The 18872-nt window shown below is 60.3% G+C and carries 16 protein-coding genes; 6 read left to right on the top strand and 10 right to left on the bottom strand.

Features of this window, described 5'->3' with window-relative positions; all coding sequences use genetic code 11:
- The 4 genes from PMA3_RS23630 to PMA3_RS23645 all read left to right on the top strand — a co-directional run bounded on the left by PMA3_RS23630 (position 1) and on the right by PMA3_RS23645 (position 6621).
- Positions 1-1065 carry an imelysin family protein gene (locus PMA3_RS23630; RefSeq protein ID WP_064679454.1) on the top strand — a complete coding sequence of 355 codons (1065 nt, stop codon included), beginning with the start codon at positions 1-3 and terminating at the stop codon, positions 1063-1065.
- A gap of 14 nt (positions 1066-1079) precedes the next feature.
- Positions 1080-2180 carry a DUF1513 domain-containing protein gene (locus PMA3_RS23635; protein WP_064679455.1) on the top strand — a complete coding sequence of 367 codons (1101 nt, stop codon included), beginning with the start codon at positions 1080-1082 and terminating at the stop codon, positions 2178-2180.
- Between the two features lie 240 nt (positions 2181-2420).
- Positions 2421-3569, top strand: a complete 1149-nt coding sequence (locus PMA3_RS23640; RefSeq protein ID WP_064679456.1) for an efflux RND transporter periplasmic adaptor subunit — start codon at positions 2421-2423, stop codon at positions 3567-3569.
- 13 nt (positions 3570-3582) lie between these two features.
- Positions 3583-6621 carry a multidrug efflux RND transporter permease subunit gene (locus PMA3_RS23645; RefSeq protein ID WP_064679457.1) on the top strand — a complete coding sequence of 1013 codons (3039 nt, stop codon included), beginning with the start codon at positions 3583-3585 and terminating at the stop codon, positions 6619-6621.
- Positions 6622-6806: 185 nt separating this feature from the next.
- Here the strand turns inward: PMA3_RS23645 and PMA3_RS31090 are convergent, their stop codons facing one another.
- The 9 genes from PMA3_RS31090 to PMA3_RS23685 form a co-directional block, all read right to left on the bottom strand.
- Positions 6807-7034, bottom strand: a complete 228-nt coding sequence (locus PMA3_RS31090) for a hypothetical protein (protein ID WP_082930404.1) — start codon at positions 7032-7034, stop codon at positions 6807-6809.
- A gap of 2 nt (positions 7035-7036) precedes the next feature.
- Positions 7037-7750 (bottom strand): lipopolysaccharide kinase InaA family protein, encoded by a 714-nt coding sequence (locus PMA3_RS23650; protein ID WP_064679458.1) that lies wholly within the window; start codon positions 7748-7750, stop codon positions 7037-7039.
- 3 nt (positions 7751-7753) lie between these two features.
- Positions 7754-8422, bottom strand: coding sequence for a class I SAM-dependent methyltransferase (locus PMA3_RS23655; protein ID WP_064679459.1), 669 nt, complete (start codon positions 8420-8422; stop codon positions 7754-7756).
- A gap of 157 nt (positions 8423-8579) precedes the next feature.
- Positions 8580-9860, bottom strand: coding sequence for a sensor histidine kinase (locus tag PMA3_RS23660; RefSeq protein WP_064679460.1), 1281 nt, complete (start codon positions 9858-9860; stop codon positions 8580-8582).
- Entirely contained in the window at positions 9850-10533 is a 684-nt protein-coding gene (gene colR / locus PMA3_RS23665; protein ID WP_064679461.1) for a two-component system response regulator ColR, read from the bottom strand. The genes PMA3_RS23660 and colR overlap by 11 nt, the downstream gene beginning before the upstream one ends.
- A gap of 187 nt (positions 10534-10720) precedes the next feature.
- Positions 10721-12364: a chaperonin GroEL gene (groL, locus tag PMA3_RS23670; protein WP_064679462.1), complete on the bottom strand. Its 1644-nt coding sequence runs from the start codon at positions 12362-12364 to the stop codon at positions 10721-10723.
- A gap of 49 nt (positions 12365-12413) precedes the next feature.
- Positions 12414-12707, bottom strand: a complete 294-nt coding sequence (locus tag PMA3_RS23675; RefSeq protein ID WP_030128183.1) for a co-chaperone GroES — start codon at positions 12705-12707, stop codon at positions 12414-12416.
- Between the two features lie 246 nt (positions 12708-12953).
- The gene (locus PMA3_RS23680) at positions 12954-13430 is read right to left on the bottom strand and encodes an FxsA family protein (RefSeq protein ID WP_064679463.1); all 477 of its coding nucleotides are present in this window, start codon (positions 13428-13430) and stop codon (positions 12954-12956) included.
- Positions 13431-13496: 66 nt separating this feature from the next.
- Positions 13497-14228 carry a HugZ family pyridoxamine 5'-phosphate oxidase gene (locus PMA3_RS23685; RefSeq protein ID WP_064679464.1) on the bottom strand — a complete coding sequence of 244 codons (732 nt, stop codon included), beginning with the start codon at positions 14226-14228 and terminating at the stop codon, positions 13497-13499.
- 164 nt (positions 14229-14392) lie between these two features.
- Here PMA3_RS23685 and PMA3_RS23690 point away from each other — a divergent pair, with 164 nt between their 5' ends.
- Positions 14393-15151 carry an SDR family oxidoreductase gene (locus PMA3_RS23690; protein ID WP_064679465.1) on the top strand — a complete coding sequence of 253 codons (759 nt, stop codon included), beginning with the start codon at positions 14393-14395 and terminating at the stop codon, positions 15149-15151.
- A gap of 131 nt (positions 15152-15282) precedes the next feature.
- On the opposite strand, the gene apbC is transcribed toward PMA3_RS23690, so the two are convergent.
- On the bottom strand, positions 15283-16377 hold the full coding sequence (apbC, locus tag PMA3_RS23695; RefSeq protein WP_064679466.1) for an iron-sulfur cluster carrier protein ApbC: 1095 nt from the start codon (positions 16375-16377) through the stop codon (positions 15283-15285).
- 362 nt (positions 16378-16739) lie between these two features.
- Here apbC and metG point away from each other — a divergent pair, with 362 nt between their 5' ends.
- Positions 16740-18791, top strand: a complete 2052-nt coding sequence (metG, locus tag PMA3_RS23700; protein WP_064679467.1) for a methionine--tRNA ligase — start codon at positions 16740-16742, stop codon at positions 18789-18791.
- Positions 18792-18872 lie beyond the last annotated feature (81 nt).

The following is an 18872-nucleotide window of genomic DNA, read 5'->3' on the forward strand; positions in this document are numbered from 1 at the left end:
ATGTTTCGTCCCAAATTGTTGTTCACCAGCCTTGCCGCGCTAGCCCTGGGCGCCTGTTCGCCCCAGGACCCGCAGGCCGTCACCTCGGCGGCCATCGCCAAGTCGGTGATCCTGCCCACCTACACGCGCTGGGTCGAAGCCGACCGCCAACTGGCCGTCAGTGCCCTGGCCTACTGCGAAGGCAAGGCCAACCTCGACACCGCCCGCGCCGATTTCCTGCATGCGCAAAAAGCCTGGGCCGAGTTGCAACCGCTGCTGATCGGGCCGCTGGCCGAAGGCAACCGTGCCTGGTCGGTGCAGTTCTGGCCGGACAAGAAAAACCTGGTTGGCCGTCAGGTCGAGCAACTGGTCACCGCGCAGCCGCAGATCGACGCCACCGCACTGGCCAAATCCAGCGTCGTGGTCCAGGGCCTTTCCGCCTACGAATACATCCTGTTCGACAGCAAGCCCGACGTGGCCAACGACGCGCAGAAGTCCCGGTATTGCCCACTGTTGATCGCGATTGGCGAACATCAGAAACAACTGGCCGAAGACATTCTCAAAGGCTGGAACAACACCGACGGCATGCTCGCGCAGATGAGCAAGTTCCCGAACCCGCGCTACGCCGATTCCCACGAAGCCATCGCCGACTTGCTGCGGGTGCAGGTCACCGCCCTCGACAGCCTGAAGAAAAAGCTCGGCACGCCGATGGGCCGCCAGAGCAAGGGTGTGCCGCAACCGTTCCAGGCCGATGCCTGGCGCAGCCAGTCTTCCCTGACGGGCCTGGAAGCCAGCCTCGCCGCGGCCCGGACTGTGTGGGAAGGGGTCGACAACAAAGGCTTGCGCGGCCTGTTGCCGAGCGAGCAGAAACCTTTGGCCGACAAGATCGACGCCGCTTACGCCGCGTCCCTGAAACTGTTCGCCAGCAACCAGCGTTCGCTGACTGAAATGCTCAACGACGATGCCGGGCGCCAGCAACTCAACGATATCTACGACAGCCTCAACGTCGTCCATCGCCTGCACGAAGGCGAACTGGCCAAGGCGCTGGGCATCCAACTGGGCTTCAACGCCAACGACGGTGACTGATGAGGGCAAGTGCCATGCTGCGACGACAGGCGCTGACGTTAGGGAGTTTGCTGCTGGGAGCAGTGACATTGGGCGGCTGGACGCTGTTCAGGCAGAAGGACAAGAGCCCGCTGCTGCTCTCGGCGCGGGACGATGGCGACGGCAAGCACTTCGCCGTCGGTTATCGGCTGGATGGCACCCGGGTGTTCGCCACCCGGGTTGGCCAGCGCTGCCACGACATCATCAATCACCCGACGCTGCCGATGGCATTGTTCGTCGCCCGCCGCCCGGGCACCGAGAGTTACCTGGTCGACCTGCGCGACGGCACGCTGCTGCAAACCGTGGCCTCGCAGCCGAACCGGCACTTCTACGGTCATGCGGTGATTCACCAGAGCGGCGACTGGCTGTACGCCACCGAGAACGACACCTCCGATCCGGGGCGTGGCTTGCTCGGCGTGTACAGGTTCGAAGGTGAACGGCTGGTGCACAGCGGCGAGCTGTCGACCCATGGCATCGGTCCGCATCAGGTGTCGTGGATGCCCGATGGCGAAACGCTGGTGGTGGCCAACGGCGGCATCCGTACCGAGGCCGAAAGCCGGGTCGAAATGAACCTCGACGCCATGGAACCGAGCCTGGTGCTGATGCAACGCGATGGCACATTGTTGAGCAAGGAAACCCTGGCCCAGCCGATGAACAGCGTGCGCCACCTGGGGATCGCCAGCGACGGCACTATCGTCGCCGGTCAGCAATTCATGGGGCCGTCCCACGAATCCTCGGAACTGCTGGCGATCAAGCGGCCGGGGCAGCCGTTCGTGGCCTTCCCGGTGCCCGAGCACCAATTGCAGGCCATGGGGCATTACACCGCCAGTGTCGCGGTGCATAGCGAACTGCGGCTGGTCGCCTTGACCGCGCCACGGGGCAATCGGTTTTTCATCTGGGACCTGGACAGCGGCGAGGTGCGCCTGGATGCGCCCCTCCCCGATTGCGCCGGGGTCGGTGCGGTGGCTGACGGGTTTGTCGTGACCTCGGGTCAAGGACGGTGCCGGTACTACGATTGCCGTCAGACAGATCTGGTTGCCAAACCGCTGGAGCTGCCTGCGGGGCTTTGGGACAACCACCTGCATCTGATGGCGTAACGCCGCGCCCACGGCGTGCGCATTCCCCTGTAGGAGCAGCCGGTCGACGCTCGATTGCTCGCGATGGACGTCAACGATAACGCTGGATGCCTGGCACCCTGCGGTATTCTCAGGTTCTTCGCGAGCAAGCTCGCTCCTACAGGGGGTCGGGGTGACCCGGAAACATCCATTGGAATCAACTGCGCACTCGGAGTAATGTTCCAGACTGAATGCCCTGATTTTCTCCAAGGAAGTGGAAATATGCTGCGTCGCCGCATGTTGATCATGTTGGGTGTTGTTCTGCTGATCGTGCTGGTCCTGGCCGGTTACAAAGCCTTCTCCATCTACACGATGATCCAGGGCTTTTCCGCGCCGAAACCGCCGATCAGTGTCGCTGTGGCCACGGCCACCGAACAGCCGTGGCAAGCCCGACTGCCCACCGTTGGCACGCTCAAGGCGTTGCAAGGCGTGGACTTGAGCCTGGAGACCGACGGCACCGTCATCGATTTGCAGTTCGAGTCAGGCCAGAAGGTCAAGGCCGGTCAGCCTCTCCTGCGACTCGACAGCGCCGTGGAAAGTGCTTTGCTGGAAACGGCTCTGGCCGACCTTGGGCTGGCCCAACTCGATTACGGTCGCGGTAGCCAACTGGTCGGCAGCCAGGCCATTTCCAAAGGTGAATTCGACCGACTTTCAGCGGTGCAGAAAAAGAGCAAGGCCTCGGTCAATCAACTCAAGGCTGCGCTCGGCAAAAAAAGCATCGTCGCGCCCTTCAGTGGGACCATCGGCATTCGTCAGGTGGACATCGGTGACTATCTCGCCAGCGGCACCATGATTGCCACCCTGCAAGACCTCAGCAGCCTCTATGTAGACTTCTTCGTGCCCGAGCAATCGATACCGAAGATCGCCCTCGGCCAACCGGTGCAGATCGTTGTCGCGGCCTACCCAACACAAACCTTCCCCGGCACCATCAGTGCGATCAATCCGAAAGTCGAAAACAGCACGCGCAACGTTCAGGTCCGCGCCACACTGGCCAACCCCGATGGCAAGCTGCTGCCAGGGATGTTCGCCAGCCTGCAGGTGATGCTGCCCGACCCTCAGCCGCGCATTGTCGTGCCGGAAAGTGCAATCACCTACACGCTGTACGGCAATTCGCTCTACGTCGTCGCACAGAAAAAAGCCGAAGACGGCAGCCTCGAAAAAGACGACAAGGGCCAGCCGATCCTGATCGCTGAACGGCGCTTCATTGAAACCGGTGAGCGCCGTGATGGGCAGGTGATGATTATCAAAGGTCTGCGGAACGGCGAAAAAGTGGTCACGGCCGGCCAGATCAAACTGGACAACGGCGCCCACATTGCCATCAGCGACGACAAGACTTTAGCCGAGAAGAACAGTCCGCCGCCCGTGGACTGATCAAGGAACCCCCATGGCTTTTACCGACCCGTTCATCCGCCGTCCGGTGCTCGCCACCGTGGTCAGCCTGTTGATTGTGCTGCTGGGCTTCCAGGCCTGGAGCAAACTGCCGCTGCGCCAATACCCGCAAATGGAAAACGCCCTGATCACGGTGACCACCGCTTACCCCGGAGCCAACGCCGAAACGATCCAGGGCTACATCACCCAACCGATGCAACAGAGCCTGGCCAGCGCCGAAGGTATCGACTACATGACCTCGGTCAGTCGCCAGAATTTCTCGGTGATCTCGATCTACGCGCGCATCGGCGCCAACAGCGACCGCTTGTTCACCGAGCTGCTGGCCAAGGCCAACGAGGTGAAAAACCAGTTGCCCCAGGACGCCGAAGACCCGGTACTGAGCAAGGAAGCCGCCGACGCCTCGGCGCTGATGTACATCAGCTTCTTCAGCAAGGAGTTGAGCAATCCACAGATTACCGACTATCTGTCACGGGTCATCCAGCCAAAACTGGCAACCCTGCCGGGCATGGCCGAGGCCGAAATTCTCGGCAACCAGGTGTTCGCCATGCGCCTGTGGCTGGACCCGGTAAAGCTCGCCGGTTTCGGCCTGAGCGCCAGCGACGTCACCGACGCCGTGCGCCGGTACAACTTCCTCTCCGCCGCCGGCGAAGTGAAAGGCGAATATGTGGTCACCAGCATCAACGCCAACACCGAACTCAAATCCGCCGAAGCCTTCGCCGCGATTGCGCTCAAGGTCGACGGCGACAGTCGGGTGCTGCTCGGCGATGTGGCGCGAGTTGAAATGGGCGCGGAAAACTACGACTCCGTCAGCTCCTTCGGCGGCACGCCCTCGGTGTACATCGGCATCAAGGCCACCCCCGGCGCCAACCCCCTGGATGTGATCAGGGAAGTGCGCAAGATCATGCCGGACCTGGAAGCCCAGCTGCCACCGAACCTCAAGGGTGAAATCGCCTACGACGCCACGCTGTTCATCCAGGCCTCGATCGACGAAGTGGTGAAAACCCTGTTTGAAGCGGTGCTGATTGTGATCGTGGTCGTATTCCTGTTCCTCGGTGCGCTGCGCTCGGTGGTCATCCCGGTGGTCACCATCCCGCTGTCGATGATCGGCGTGATGTTCTTCATGCAGATGATGGGTTACTCGATCAACCTGCTGACCCTGCTGGCAATGGTGTTGGCCATCGGCCTGGTGGTGGACGACGCCATCGTGGTGGTGGAAAACATTCACCGCCACATCGAAGAGGGCAAGACGCCGCTGGATGCGGCCATCGAAGGCGCCAGGGAAATCGCCATGCCGGTGGTCTCGATGACCATCACCCTGGCGGCGGTCTATGCCCCGATCGGCTTCCTGACCGGGCTCACCGGGGCGTTGTTCAAGGAATTTGCGCTGACCCTGGCCGGGGCGGTGGTGATTTCCGGCATCGTAGCGCTGACCCTGTCGCCGATGATGTGCGCCTTCTTGTTGCGCCACGACGAAAACCCCAGCGGCCTGGCCCATCGGCTGGACCGGATTTTTGAAGGACTCAAGCGCCGTTACCAGCGGCTGCTGCACGGCACGCTCAACACCCGGCCGGTGGTGCTGGTGTTCGCGGTGATCGTGCTGTGCCTGATTCCGGTCCTGCTCAAGTTCACCAAGTCGGAACTGGCCCCGGATGAGGACCAGGGCGTCATTTTCATGATAGCCAACGCCCCGCAAACGGCCAACCTCGACTATCTGAGCGCTTACACGGATGAATTCATCGACATCTTCAAGGCGTTTCCCGAGTACTACTCCTCGTTCCAGATCAATGGTTTCAACGGTGTGCAGTCGGGAATCGGCGGCTTCCTGCTCAAACCGTGGAACGAACGCAGCCGAACACAGATGGAAATCCTGCCCGAGGTCCAGCGCAAACTGGAGAGCATTTCCGGGTTGCAGATCTTCGGCTTCAACCTGCCCTCCCTGCCCGGTACCGGTGAGGGGTTACCGTTCCAGTTCGTGATCAACTCCGCCAACGATTACGAGTCGCTGCTGCAAGTGACCGACCGGGTGAAAAAGCGCGCGATGGAATCCGGCAAGTTCGCTTTCGTCGACCTCGACCTGGCGTTCGACAAGCCCGAAGTGGTGGTGGATATCGATCGCGCCAAGGCCGCGCAGATGGGCGTGTCCATGCAGGATCTGGGCGGCACCCTGGCGACCCTGCTCGGTGAAGCGGAGATCAACCGGTTCACCATCGAAGGACGCAGCTACAAAGTCATCGCGCAGGTCGAGCGGCCATTCCGGGACAACCCCGACTGGCTGAACAACTATTACGTGAAGAATACCCAAGGTGAACTGCTGGCCCTGTCGACCCTGATCACCGTGACCGACCGCGCGCGTCCACGGCAGCTGAACCAGTTCCAGCAACTCAACTCAGCCATTCTTTCCGGCGTGCCGCTGGTCAGCATGGGTGAAGCCATCGATACCGTGCGCCAGATTGCCCAGGAGGAAGCGCCGGTGGGTTATGCCTTCGACTATGCCGGTGCATCCCGGCAATACGTCCAGGAAGGCAGTGCGCTGTGGGTCACCTTCGCCCTGGCACTGGCGATCATTTTCCTGGTCCTGGCCGCCCAGTTCGAAAGCTTCCGCGATCCGCTGGTGATTCTGGTCACCGTGCCGCTGTCGATCTGCGGCGCGTTGATTCCGCTGTTTTTGGGCTGGTCGAGCATGAACATCTACACCCAGGTCGGCCTGGTGACCTTGATCGGGTTGATCAGCAAACACGGGATCCTGATCGTCGAATTCGCCAACCAGTTGCGCAAGGACAAAGGCCTGACGGCGCGCGAGGCGGTTGAGCAAGCCGCAGCCATTCGCCTGCGTCCTGTGTTGATGACGACCGCAGCCATGGTGTTCGGCATGGTGCCGCTGATCATCGCCACCGGTGCGGGCGCGGTCAGCCGGTTCGACATCGGCATGGTGATCGCTACGGGCATGTCGATCGGGACATTGTTCACGCTGTTTGTGTTGCCGTGCGTGTACACATTGCTGGCAAAACCCGACAAACCTGAAGAGCACCCGTAACCCCCTGTAGGAGCGAGCTTGCTCGCGATGGTCGCCAACGATAACGCGTGTTTGCTGGATAACACGCGGTGTTCTTGGATCCATCGCGAGCAAGCTCGCTCCTACAGGGGGTGGCACAAGTTTTGAGACACGGGAATAAAAAAGGCCTCGCATTTGCGAGGCCTTTTATTTGGGCTTCAATCTGATCAACTCTTTGGCCTCAGTCCTTGAGAAAGTCCGAACATGAACAGCAATAAATCATGATCGGGTTGGGTAACCACGGTTGCCTTGGCAACCCGTGGCAATGGACAACGCGCATCCGCGTTAATCGAACTGAGGACGCGCGGGCGAGGCTGCTCCCAAACCGCCAGCGCCAGTGAGGCAACTGCCAAGGCTCCTATCAAAAACAAACCTCGTGCAATTTCGAGTTTCATTACTATAAACCCTTGATAGCGCTGCCAAACGCCTTGTCATAAAAGTAGACGAGTTTTTGCCAGTCCGTTGTGCTGAACGACGAGTGGCGACGCAATTGCTTCAGGTCATGCACTGCCGCATAACGGGCGGTCAACCGTTGGCGGCACTTCTCCAGATCGATCAAGGCAACCTCGACCCTGGCCGCATCGCCTTCACCGGTTACACGGACGAAGACGTGCTTGCTGTAGAGACAGCTGTGCTGCCAACGCCCCTTGTGCATGCGGGCCAGATTCTCGGCCAGCTCCTTGAGCACGCGGTCATGTATCGACTCACCGTGACGTTCGCGACCGCCACCGGCGTACCAGTGGTCGATTTCCTCGAATCCGTCCAGCGACTTGGTCACCAGCAAGGCGCGCCACTGGTGCTCGGGATCGCGTTGTGCGCCGCAGTAGATTATGTCCGGAACGCTGACATCGATCAGGCGCAGGCCGATCAGAGCGTCACGCTCGCGCAACACCGTCGGCCGCCCGAACGGGTACCGCAAGCTGCGATAGATATGCCCGACCTGACGTTTGGTGTAGAGCAACTGCCCATCGCTGCCCATGACGCGCTCCACGCCACTTTCTCCACCGCGGCGGACATTGGGTTCTTCAACCCATTCCCCGCGCAGGTTCCAGAAGTAGTCGAAACGATCCTGGGACACGACATCTGTTTCTGCCGCACAGTGCGCTGCCATCCGTTACCTCTTGCGTAATACGTAAACTCGCCACATGGCATAGAACGGTAAGAAATCCAGGCGTTGCTGGATGCGGAACCCCGCCTGCTCGAACTCCTTTTCGACGGTAGCAGCCGGTAACACAAATCTGTTTTGGTAACTTTCATGCCCGCGGTGTCCCTCGAGCCGCTTGCGTTTCCAGGCTTTGAAGTTGCCGTCCACCCACAGTGAAAGAATCACGCTGTCGCGGGTGACGCGCTCGAATTCACGAAAAATGGCCAATCGATGTTCGGCTTCACCGATGTGGTGGAGTAAGCGCATGCAGAAAATGCTGTCGACCGCGTTATCGGGCAGAGCGATCTCGAAAGCAGAAGTGTGCAAGGGTTGTACCCGTTTCACCACGTCGGCGGGTTGCGCCTGCAGGGCCGTCGCGATCATCGACTCGGAGTTGTCGGCCCCGATGATGGCGCGATTGGCTTTTTCCGCCAGCAATGGCCAGAAACGCCCCGCCCCACAGGGTAAATCGAGGACCAGCCCCGGTTCCCCAACCAGCTTGAGCGCCTGTCGCGCCAATTGCTCGTCACGCCAGTGCGACAGGCGGCGAGCGAAGCTAGCCTGATGTTTGCGCAAGTAGCGCTGAGCGTGTTCATCGTCGTACTTTTTCGAAAAATCGAGTTTGATCGGGCCATCCATCATCAGGTCTCCAGAACATCTGATGGACCTACGATAGGCAGTGCCGTGTCGGCGTCAGGTCATGCCTTTGTGAAAAAATCGTCATGTAAAACGTAAAATTATTTCGAGATTTTACATGATGGCAGCGCTAGCACTGGGCCACCACGGAAACCCTTGATCAAATCGCGCTCCGGCTCAATTCCACTTGAAAGCGGCAGCCATTGGGTTCCATGTTCGTCAGGCTGACGGTCCAGCCCTGGTTTTCGCAAATCCGCTGCACCAGCGAAAGCCCCAGCCCCAGGCCTTCGCCGCGCTTCTCGTTGCCCCGCACGAACGGCTGGAACATCGCTTCGCGTTTTTCCTCGGGAATGCCGACGCCGCTGTCCTCGACCACGAAACCGGTGGTCGTCAGGGTCAAGCGAATGAACCCTTGTTCGGTGTAATGCAGGGCGTTACGCAGCAAATTGCCCATGACCGCTTGCAGAAGGGTGGCGTTGTAGCAGGTGGCTGCCGGCTCCCCCGCGTCGAAGATCAGGCTCAACCCCTTGGCCTCGATCGGCTCGCGCCAGATCTGGAGCAGTCCGTCGGCCACCTGGCTCAGGGTTTGCTGCGGTGAGACGCTGGCGTCGTCACGTTGCGCGCGGGCCAGCATCAGGAATGTTTGCACCAGCTCACGCATTTCTTCGCAGGCTCGGGCGATTCGCTCGACCTGAGCACGACCCCGTTGATCGATACCAGGATTTTCCAGCAACAACTCACAGGAACTGGCCAGCACCATCAACGGCGTACGCAGTTCATGGCTGACGTCACTGGTGAACAAGCGCTCGCGGGACAACGCCTGGCGCAAACGCCCCAAGGTAGCGTCGAAAGCGACGGCCAGCTCCCCGACTTCATCGGCGGCGTAATCCGGTGCCAGCGGTGGTGCCAGCCCCAACAACTGGTCGCGGTGACGGACCTGACGGGCCAGCCGCACCACCGGCGCCATGACCTTGCGCGCCAGTACCCAGCCGAGAAATACCGCCAACGCCAGGCTCAGCACGAAACCCACCAGTACCACGGCAAACAGCACCCGCTCGCGCTCCTCGAAATCGCTCTGGTCCTGCATCAGCACGTAATGTCGGCCGTCGACGACCTCGACCATCGCGTGGTACGACAGCTGCTCGCGAAACACTTCGTGAAAACCAGGCGCCAGGGGGCGCAGATCCTTGGGTAATTCGAAGTCACCCGGCCCGCCACTGAAATAGAACAGCTGGTCCGGCTCCGGGCGATGGCTCCAGTCCGACACACTGTCCATCAGCAACAGGCGTTGCAGATCACCGCCCAGACCCGCCGAAATCAGTTTTTCTTCCACCAGGTGCACGGTCGCCACAATGCCCATGGCGAAGGCCCCTGCCACCAATGCGCTCATCAGCGCAAAGGCGATGATGATCCGTTGCGCAAGGCTCTGTCTAAACTCCATCACGGCCCTCGGCCAACCGATAGCCCACACCGTGCACGGTGTGCAGCAAGGGCTTGGCGAACGGTTTGTCGATCACCTGGCGCAATTGGTGGACATGGCTGCGCAAGCTGTCGCTGTCCGGGCAGTCGTCGCCCCACAGCGCTTCTTCGAGAATTTCCCGGCGAAGGACGTGAGGACTTTTCTGCATCAGCACGGCCAGCAACTTCAGGCCTACCGGATTGAGTTTCAGCAACCGCCCTTCGCGGGTGACTTCCAGGGTGTCGAGGTCGTAGCTCAGATCGCCAACTTGCAGGGTGCGGCGACCGCCACCCTGGGCCCGCCGCATGACCGCTTCGATGCGCGCCGCCAGTTCGGACAGGGCAAAGGGTTTGATCAGGTAATCGTCGGCACCGGACTTGAAGCCTTGCAGGCGGTCGTCCAGTTGATCGCGAGCGGTGAGCATGATCACCGGTGTGTCGCGGCGGGCGTCTTCGCGCAGGCGCTTGCACAGGGTGTAGCCGTCGATGCCGGGCAACATGATGTCGAGCACGATCAGGTCGTAATGCTCGGTGGCCGCCAGGTGCAGACCTGACAATCCGTCCTGCGCGCAATCCACGGTATAACCCTTGAGCCCCAGGTAATCGGCCAGATTGGCCAGGATATCGCGGTTGTCTTCAACCAATAGAATTCTCATGGGAACCTCCTGCGTACACAGTAACAGCCGTCTTGGCCCGCGCAGCTTAAGGCCAAGCGAGGCGCAGGGCCAGAACTGCGTGCAGATGAAAATCCCGCGGCGCATCGGTGCGACCACCAAAAACCGGACAATAAAAAACCCCGCCTGCTTTCGCAGGCGAGGTTTTCATATACGGGGTAAGGCTGGCTTACATCATGCCGCCCATGCCGCCCATACCGCCCATGTCTGGCATACCGCCGCCAGCTGGGCCGTCTTCCTTGATCTCGGCGATCATGGCTTCGGTGGTGATCATCAGGCTGGCAATCGACGAAGCCGCTTGCAGAGCCGAACGAGTCACTTTGGCCGGGTCCAGGATACCCATTTCGATCATGTCGCCGTATTCGCCGGTCGCAGCGTTGTAACCGTAGTTACCCGTACCCTGCTTGACCTTGTCGACAACTACGCTTGGCTCGTCACCGGAGTTGGCAACGATCTGGCGCAGTGGCGCTTCAACAGCGCGACGCAGCAACTGGATGCCCACGTTCTGGTCATCGTTGTCGCCTTTGAGCTCGGAGATAGCCTGCAGAGCGCGAACCAGTGCCACGCCGCCGCCAGGTACCACGCCTTCTTCAACGGCTGCACGGGTAGCGTGCAGGGCGTCTTCAACGCGGGCTTTCTTCTCTTTCATTTCAACTTCGGAACCGGCGCCAACCTTGATCACTGCAACGCCGCCGGACAGCTTGGCCAGACGCTCTTGCAGTTTTTCACGGTCGTAGTCGGACGAAGTATCAGCCACTTGCTGACGGATCTGCAGAACGCGAGCCTGGATGTCAGCCTCAACGCCGGCACCGTCGATCACGGTGGTGTTTTCTTTGGACAGGATCACGCGCTTGGCATTACCCAGGTGTTCCAGGGTAGTGCTTTCCAGGCTCAGACCGATCTCTTCGGAGATAACGGTACCGCCAGTCAGAACAGCGATGTCCTGCAGCATGGCCTTGCGACGGTCGCCGAAGCCTGGCGCCTTGACGGCTGCGACTTTAACGATGCCACGCATGTTGTTCACAACCAGCGTCGCCAGGGCTTCGCCTTCAACGTCTTCAGCCACGATCAGCAGTGGACGGCCGGCTTTGGCAACGGCTTCCAGCACTGGCAGCATTTCGCGGATGTTCGAGATCTTTTTGTCGACCAGCAGGATCAGCGGACCGTCCAGCTCGGCAGTCATGGTCTCTGGCTTGTTGACGAAGTACGGGGACAGGTAGCCACGGTCGAACTGCATGCCTTCAACGACCGACAGTTCGTTTTCCAGGCCCGAGCCTTCTTCAACGGTGATCACGCCTTCTTTACCGACTTTTTCCATGGCTTCGGCAATGATGTCGCCGATGGAGGTGTCGGAGTTGGCCGAGATGGTGCCGACCTGAGCGATGGCCTTGGTGTCAGCGCAAGGCTTGGACAGGGCTTTGAGCTCTTTGACGATCGCGATGGTCGCTTTGTCGATACCGCGCTTGAGGTCCATCGGGTTCATGCCGGCAGCGACGGCTTTCAGGCCTTCGTTGACGATCGATTGAGCCAGAACGGTAGCGGTGGTGGTGCCGTCGCCTGCGTCATCGTTGGCACGGGAGGCAACGTCTTTGACCAGCTGCGCGCCCATGTTTTCGAAGCGGTCTTTCAGCTCGATTTCTTTGGCAACGGACACGCCGTCCTTGGTGATGGTCGGAGCGCCGAAGCTCTTCTCGATGATCACGTTACGGCCTTTAGGGCCCAGGGTCGCTTTTACTGCGTCAGCCAGGACGTTGACACCGGCGAGCATTTTCTTGCGGGCGGAATCGCCGAATTTAACTTCTTTAGCAGCCATGATCGATATTCCTTAAATACTTTGTAGTAGCGGGAAAATGAGCGGGGATTCAGCCTTCGATAACAGCGAGAATTTCGCTCTCGCCGATGACCAGCAGGTCTTCGCCGTCGACTTTGACGGTGTTGCTGCCGGAGTACGGGCCGAACACAACCTTGTCACCCACTTTCACGGCCAGTGCGCGCACTTCACCGCTATCCAGTGCTTTGCCCGGACCTACGGCGAGGACTTCACCCTGGTTTGGCTTTTCAGCAGCCGAACCTGGCAGGACGATACCGCCAGCGGTTTTCTTTTCTTCTTCGCTGCGACGGACGACGACGCGGTCATGCAGAGGACGAAGCTTCATTGTCGATCTCTCCTAATTGTGGTTTTCATCGGCCGGTGTAGTCCCGGCGGGTTTAACAAATCCGGCGACGCCGGGTGCGGTTCGGCAAGCGAACCGCGGAAGTCTGTCTGGCGTAATTGCCAGAAACCTTGCGGTGACAGTTACATAAGGGCGGGCAAGCCTATTACAAGGGCGGGGGTCAAAAATTTTTCACGTTGCCGCACCGAAAACGAACACGGCACCCGAAGGTGCCGTGTGCTGAAACGACTACTTGGGATCGCGGTGTTCGAACTCGCCTTCGATCACGTCCGGTTCACGCCCCAGTGGCTGACGCGGGGCCGGACCGCCGCGGGGTTGCAGGTCATCGGCGAACGCACGCTGGCGGATCGCCTGCTCCTCGGCTCGCTGGCGCATCTTGTTGGCCAGCAACCGACGCGAGATCGGCAACAGCATGATCAAACCCAGCACGTCAGTGACGAAGCCCGGCAGGATCAACAGACCGCCGGCCAGGGCCAGCATCAGGCCTTCGAGCATGGTCTGGGCCGGCAGCTCGCCGCGGTTCAGGCTTTCACGGGCACGCAGTGCAGTGGCCAGACCGGCGACACGCAGCACGAACACGCCGAACATCGAGCCGAGAATGACCAGCAGCAGGGCCGGGAAAAACCCGATCGCCCCGCTCACCTTAACGAATACGAACAGCTCCAACACCGGAAACAGTACAAAGAGCAATAAAAAAGGGCGCATCAAATGGTTCCTCAACGCAAGAATGCCTTGCCAGTCTTCCCTAGATGACGTCGCCGTTTCGTGAATTCAAGCGTCGGCCACTGCATTTTTCGGCCAATGCTCGGCGTGAGCCAGGAAAACCAAGGCTTCCCGGACTTGTGTCGGCGTATTACACGGCGTCTGGAACGGCAGCCAGTACAGCCCCTGGCCGATGCGCAGGTGCATGCCTTCGGTGTCGATACCCGCCAGTTGCGCCGGTTCGGTCTTGGGCAGACCGGCCAGTTCGACGTAGTGGGCGATGGCCTTGGCGTGATCGGCATTCATGTGCTCGACCATGCTCACCTCGGCCTTGCCGGCGAACGGGTTGGCCAGGGTCAACTGGTCGACCCAGTGAATAGCGCCGAAACCGCCGATGTAACGGTGACGCACAGGCTTGAGTACCCAGAAATCGAAATCGTGAGCCTTGTGGTAGCTCTGCGAATCCGGGAAATAACGATAGTAACGGACAGCCGCGGCTTCGATCGCAGCCTCATCCTCGAGCTTTTCCGCTTCGGCGAGGTAGGTCAGGCGACCAACGGCTTGCACGTCTTCAGCCCCACGCTCGCCCACGAACAGTGAGCATTTTGGGTCTTTCTGCAGATTGTGGGTGTGCTGGGCGATACGGCTGATAAGGATCAGCGGCCAGCCCTGTTCATCCAGACAGTACGGAACCACGGAGCCAAACGGGAAACCGGGCATCGCCTTGGAATGCGTCGAGAGCACTCCACGGTATTCCTTGAGAAGCAATTGTCGTGCATTCTTGGCCGCTTCAACGCTCAATTTATGACTCCTTATATAGAATCCGTCAAAAAAAACGGACGGGCACCTGGGGTAAGTCCCAGCACGCCATCGGGCCGTTCTCATGTGCAACCAGGCCACATCAGGTGCAATTCGAGAGGGCCTCCAGGGAGGAAAACCACTCTGACTGCTATTGGGGCATACGAATGCAACTCACTGACAAAGTAATCATTATCACGGGCGGTTGCCAGGGTTTAGGCCGCTCCATGGCCGAGTATTTCGCCGGCCTTGGCGCGAAGCTGGCGCTGGTGGACCTGAACCAGGAAAAACTCGACGACGCCGTTGCCGCGTGCCAGGCCAAGGGCGTCGAAGCCCGCGCCTACTTGTGCAACGTCGCCAACGAAGAGCAGGTGACGCACATGGTCGCCCGGGTGGCCGACGACTTTGGTGCGATCCATGGCTTGGTCAACAACGCCGGGATCCTGCGCGACGGTCTGTTGGTCAAGGTCAAGGACGGCGAGATGACCAGGATGAGCCTGGCTCAATGGCAGGCGGTCATCGATGTCAACCTGACCGGCGTGTTCCTGTGTACCCGGGAAGTCGCGGCGAAAATGATCGAGCTGAAGAATAGCGGCACGATCATCAATATTTCGTCGATCTCACGTGCCGGCAATGTCGGCCAGACCAATTACTCCGCCGCCAAGGCCGGGGTGGCTGCGGCGACCGTGACCTGGGCCAAGGAGCTGGCGCGTTATGGCATTCGCGTGGCGGGCATTGCACCGGGCTTTATCGAAACCGAAATGACCTTGAGCATGAAACCGGAAGCGCTGGAGAAGATGACGTCAGGGATTCCGCTCAAGCGCATGGGCAAGCCTGACGAGATCGCTCATTCGGCGGCGTATATTTTCGAGAACGATTACTACACCGGGCGGATTTTGGAGCTGGATGGCGGGATGCGCATTTAAGCAACACCCAAAACAACTGTGGGAGCGAGCTTGCTCGCGATGAGGCCATAACATTCACCATTGATGGTGACTGTTACACCGCTATCGCGAGCAAGCTCGCTCCCACAGGTTTCAGTGTTGATTGATAGATATCAATCGTCGCTGATGGTGATGTTCGGCATCGCCGGCGATACCGCTTCCTGCAGCACGATCCGTGCGCCGACATGACGGGCCAGTTCCTGATACACCAGTGCAATCGGACTGTCCGGCTCGGCGATCACCGTTGGCTTGCCGCCATCGGCCTGCTCGCGGATGGCCATCGCCAGTGGCAACGAGGCCAACAGTTCGACGCCGTACTGGTTGGCCAGCTTCACACCACCGCCCTCCCCGAACAGATGCTCGGCATGTCCGCAGTTGGAGCAGATGTGCACGGCCATGTTTTCCACCACGCCCAGCACCGGGATGTTGACCTTGCGGAACATCTCCACACCCTTGCGCGCGTCGAGCAATGCCAGGTCCTGCGGCGTGGTCACGATTACCGCACCGGCCACCGGGACTTTCTGCGCCAGGGTCAGCTGGATGTCACCGGTGCCTGGCGGCATGTCGATGACCAGGTAATCCAGGTCGCCCCAGGCCGTTTGAGTGACCAGTTGCAACAACGCACCGGAGACCATCGGCCCGCGCCAGACCATCGGCGTGTTGTCGTCGGTCAGGAACGCCATGGACATCACTTCGACGCCATGGGACTGGATCGGCACGAACCATTTCTGATCCTTGATCTGGGGTCGGGTGCCTTCGGGGATACCGAACATGATGCCCTGGCTCGGACCATAGATGTCCGCGTCGAGAATTCCGACCCTGGCGCCTTCGCGGGCCAGGGCCAGGGCCAGGTTGGCGGCGGTGGTGGATTTGCCCACGCCGCCCTTGCCGGACGCCACGGCCACCACGTTCTTGACGTTGGCCAGGCCCGGAATCTGTGCCTGGGCCTTGTGCGCGGCGATCACGCTGGTGATGTCGACACGGGCAGTGGTCACGCCATCCAGGCCTTCGATGGCCATTTGCAGCATCTGTGCCCAGCCACTTTTGAACAGGCCGGCGGCATAACCCAACTCCAGCTGGACGCTGACGCGATCGCCCTGGATGTCGATATTGCGCACGCACCCGGCGCTGACCGGGTCCTGGTTCAGGTAAGGGTCGGTGTATTGGCGAAGGACGGCTTCCACCGCTGCGCGATTGACGGCGCTCATGGGCAACTCCGATAGCAAGACTGGAAAATCAGGCGGGTATCGTACCTGTTCTGATGGTCTGGCGGGATGCCCAAACCGTCACGCTCTTTGTTGGAGCCGGCTTGCTGGCGAAGGCGCCCCTTTGTAGGAGCGAGCTTGCTCGCGATGGTCGTTAACGATAACGCGTGTTTGCTGGGTAAACGCGGCGCTCTTGATTCCATCGTCAGAACGCCGCCCGGAGCAAGCTCGCTCCTACAAAGGGCCCCTCCGCCGGCAAGCCCTGCTCCTGCAAGTTACATCCAATGAAACAGGCTCACGGGGTGAAAAATATCCGCCAGCGCTTTATAGTGGCCGACCTCCGTTTCATCAAGTAGCCGAGCCCCATGTCCGAGCCACGCAAGATCCTCGTCACCAGCGCCCTGCCCTATGCCAATGGTTCGATCCATCTTGGCCACATGCTGGAATACATCCAGACCGATATGTGGGTGCGTTTCCAGAAGCACCGCGGCAATCAATGCATTTATGTCTGCGCCGACGACGCCCACGGTTCGGCCATCATGCTGCGCGCGGAAAAGGAAGGCATCACCCCGGAACAACTGATCGCCAACGTCCAGGCCGAACACAGCGCCGACTTTGCCGAGTTCCTGGTGGACTTCGACAACTTCCACTCCACTCACGCCGAAGAAAACCGTGAGCTGTCGAGCCAGATCTACCTGAAGCTGCGCGACGCCGGGCACATTGCCACGCGCTCGATCACTCAGTACTTCGACCCGGAAAAGAAAATGTTCCTGGCCGACCGCTTCATCAAGGGCACCTGCCCGAAATGCGGCACCGAAGACCAATACGGCGACAACTGCGAAAAATGCGGTGCGACCTACGCGCCGACCGACCTGAAGGATCCGAAGTCGGCCATCTCCGGCGCCACCCCGGTGCTCAAGGATTCCCAGCACTTCTTCTTCAAGCTGCCGGACTTCCAGGAAATGCTGCAAGCCTGGACCCGCAGCGGCACCCTGCAAGACGCCGTGGCCAACAAGATCGCCGAATGGCTCGATGCCGGCCTGCAACAATGGGACATTTCCCGTGATGCGCCGTACTTCGGTTTCGAGATCCCAGGTGAGCCGGGCAAGTACTTCTACGTCTGGCTGGACGCGCCGATCGGCTACATGGCCAGCTTCAAGAACCTCTGCGACCGCACGCCGGAGCTGGATTTCGACGCGTTCTGGAACAAGGACTCCACCGCCGAGCTGTACCATTTCATCGGCAAGGACATCGTCAATTTCCACGCGCTGTTCTGGCCAGCCATGCTCGAAGGTGCGGGTTTGCGCAAACCGACCGGCATCAACGTGCACGGCTACCTGACGGTCAACGGTCAGAAAATGTCCAAGTCCCGGGGCACCTTCATCAAGGCCCGGACCTACCTCGATCACCTGTCGCCGGAATACCTGCGCTACTACTACGCGGCCAAGCTCGGCCGTGGCGTCGACGATCTGGACCTGAACCTCGAAGACTTCGTGCAGAAGGTCAACTCCGACCTGGTCGGCAAGGTCGTCAACATCGCCAGCCGTTGCGCCGGTTTCATCCACAAAGGCAATGCCGGCGTGCTGGTGGAAGGCAATGCCGCACCGGAGCTGACCGAAGCGTTCCTCGCCGCTGCGCCAAGCATCTGCGACGCCTATGAGGCTCGCGACTTCGCCCGTGCCATGCGCGAGATCATGGGCCTGGCCGACCGCGCCAACGCCTGGATCGCCGACAAGGCGCCGTGGTCGCTGAACAAGCAGGAAGGCAAGCAGGACGAAGTCCAGGCCATCTGCGCCCTGGGCATCAATCTGTTCCGCCAGCTGGTGATCTTCCTCAAGCCGGTATTGCCGCTGCTGGCCGCCGATGCCGAGGCGTTCCTCAACGTCGCGCCGCTGACCTGGAACGACCACGCGACCTTGCTCAGCAACCATCAGCTGAACGAGTTCAAGCCGTTGATGACCCGTATCGATCCGGTAAAAGTGCAAGCCATGACCGACGCTTCGAAGGAAGACCTGACCGCCAGCCAGACCGACACCGGCGATGCGGCACCTGCCGGCAACGGCGAACTGGCCAAGGATCCGCTGTCGCCGGAAATCGAGTTCGATGCCTTTGCCGCGGTCGACCTGCGCGTCGCCCTGATCGTCAAGGCCGAACACGTGGAAGGTGCTGACAAGCTGCTGCGCCTGACCCTGGACATCGGTGACGAGCAACGCAACGTGTTCTCCGGGATCAAGAGCGCTTACCCGGATCCGTCGAAGCTGGATGGTCGCCTGACCATGATGATCGCCAACCTCAAGCCACGGAAAATGAAGTTCGGCATCTCCGAAGGCATGGTGATGGCCGCCGGTCCTGGCGGTGAAGAAATCTATCTGCTCAGTCCTGACAGCGGTGCCAAGCCGGGCCAGCGCATCAAGTAAGGTTCTGCTGTAAATCGATCCCACAGTCGTGCCTGGCGCGCCTGTGGGATTTTCATGTCTGGCCCACCCTTCGTCCTTGCC

Source organism: Pseudomonas silesiensis (assembly GCF_001661075.1).
GTDB lineage: Bacteria > Pseudomonadota > Gammaproteobacteria > Pseudomonadales > Pseudomonadaceae > Aquipseudomonas > Aquipseudomonas silesiensis.

Excerpts from the sequence above, each read along its gene's own strand:
- PMA3_RS23630 (WP_064679454.1), top strand. The coding sequence starts at position 1 with ATGTTTCGTCCCAAATTGTTGTTCACCAGCCTTGCCGCGCTAGCCCTG.
- PMA3_RS23650 (WP_064679458.1), bottom strand. The coding sequence starts at position 7,750 with ATGGCAGCGCACTGTGCGGCAGAAACAGATGTCGTGTCCCAGGATCGT.
- PMA3_RS23645 (WP_064679457.1), top strand. The coding sequence starts at position 3,583 with ATGGCTTTTACCGACCCGTTCATCCGCCGTCCGGTGCTCGCCACCGTG.
- PMA3_RS23655 (WP_064679459.1), bottom strand. The coding sequence starts at position 8,422 with ATGGATGGCCCGATCAAACTCGATTTTTCGAAAAAGTACGACGATGAA.
- PMA3_RS23640 (WP_064679456.1), top strand. The coding sequence starts at position 2,421 with ATGCTGCGTCGCCGCATGTTGATCATGTTGGGTGTTGTTCTGCTGATC.
- PMA3_RS23660 (WP_064679460.1), bottom strand. The coding sequence starts at position 9,860 with ATGGAGTTTAGACAGAGCCTTGCGCAACGGATCATCATCGCCTTTGCG.
- PMA3_RS31090 (WP_082930404.1), bottom strand. The coding sequence starts at position 7,034 with ATGAAACTCGAAATTGCACGAGGTTTGTTTTTGATAGGAGCCTTGGCA.
- PMA3_RS23690 (WP_064679465.1), top strand. The coding sequence starts at position 14,393 with ATGCAACTCACTGACAAAGTAATCATTATCACGGGCGGTTGCCAGGGT.
- groL (WP_064679462.1), bottom strand. The coding sequence starts at position 12,364 with ATGGCTGCTAAAGAAGTTAAATTCGGCGATTCCGCCCGCAAGAAAATG.
- colR (WP_064679461.1), bottom strand. The coding sequence starts at position 10,533 with ATGAGAATTCTATTGGTTGAAGACAACCGCGATATCCTGGCCAATCTG.
- PMA3_RS23635 (WP_064679455.1), top strand. The coding sequence starts at position 1,080 with ATGCTGCGACGACAGGCGCTGACGTTAGGGAGTTTGCTGCTGGGAGCA.
- PMA3_RS23675 (WP_030128183.1), bottom strand. The coding sequence starts at position 12,707 with ATGAAGCTTCGTCCTCTGCATGACCGCGTCGTCGTCCGTCGCAGCGAA.
- PMA3_RS23680 (WP_064679463.1), bottom strand. The coding sequence starts at position 13,430 with ATGCGCCCTTTTTTATTGCTCTTTGTACTGTTTCCGGTGTTGGAGCTG.
- apbC (WP_064679466.1), bottom strand. The coding sequence starts at position 16,377 with ATGAGCGCCGTCAATCGCGCAGCGGTGGAAGCCGTCCTTCGCCAATAC.
- metG (WP_064679467.1), top strand. The coding sequence starts at position 16,740 with ATGTCCGAGCCACGCAAGATCCTCGTCACCAGCGCCCTGCCCTATGCC.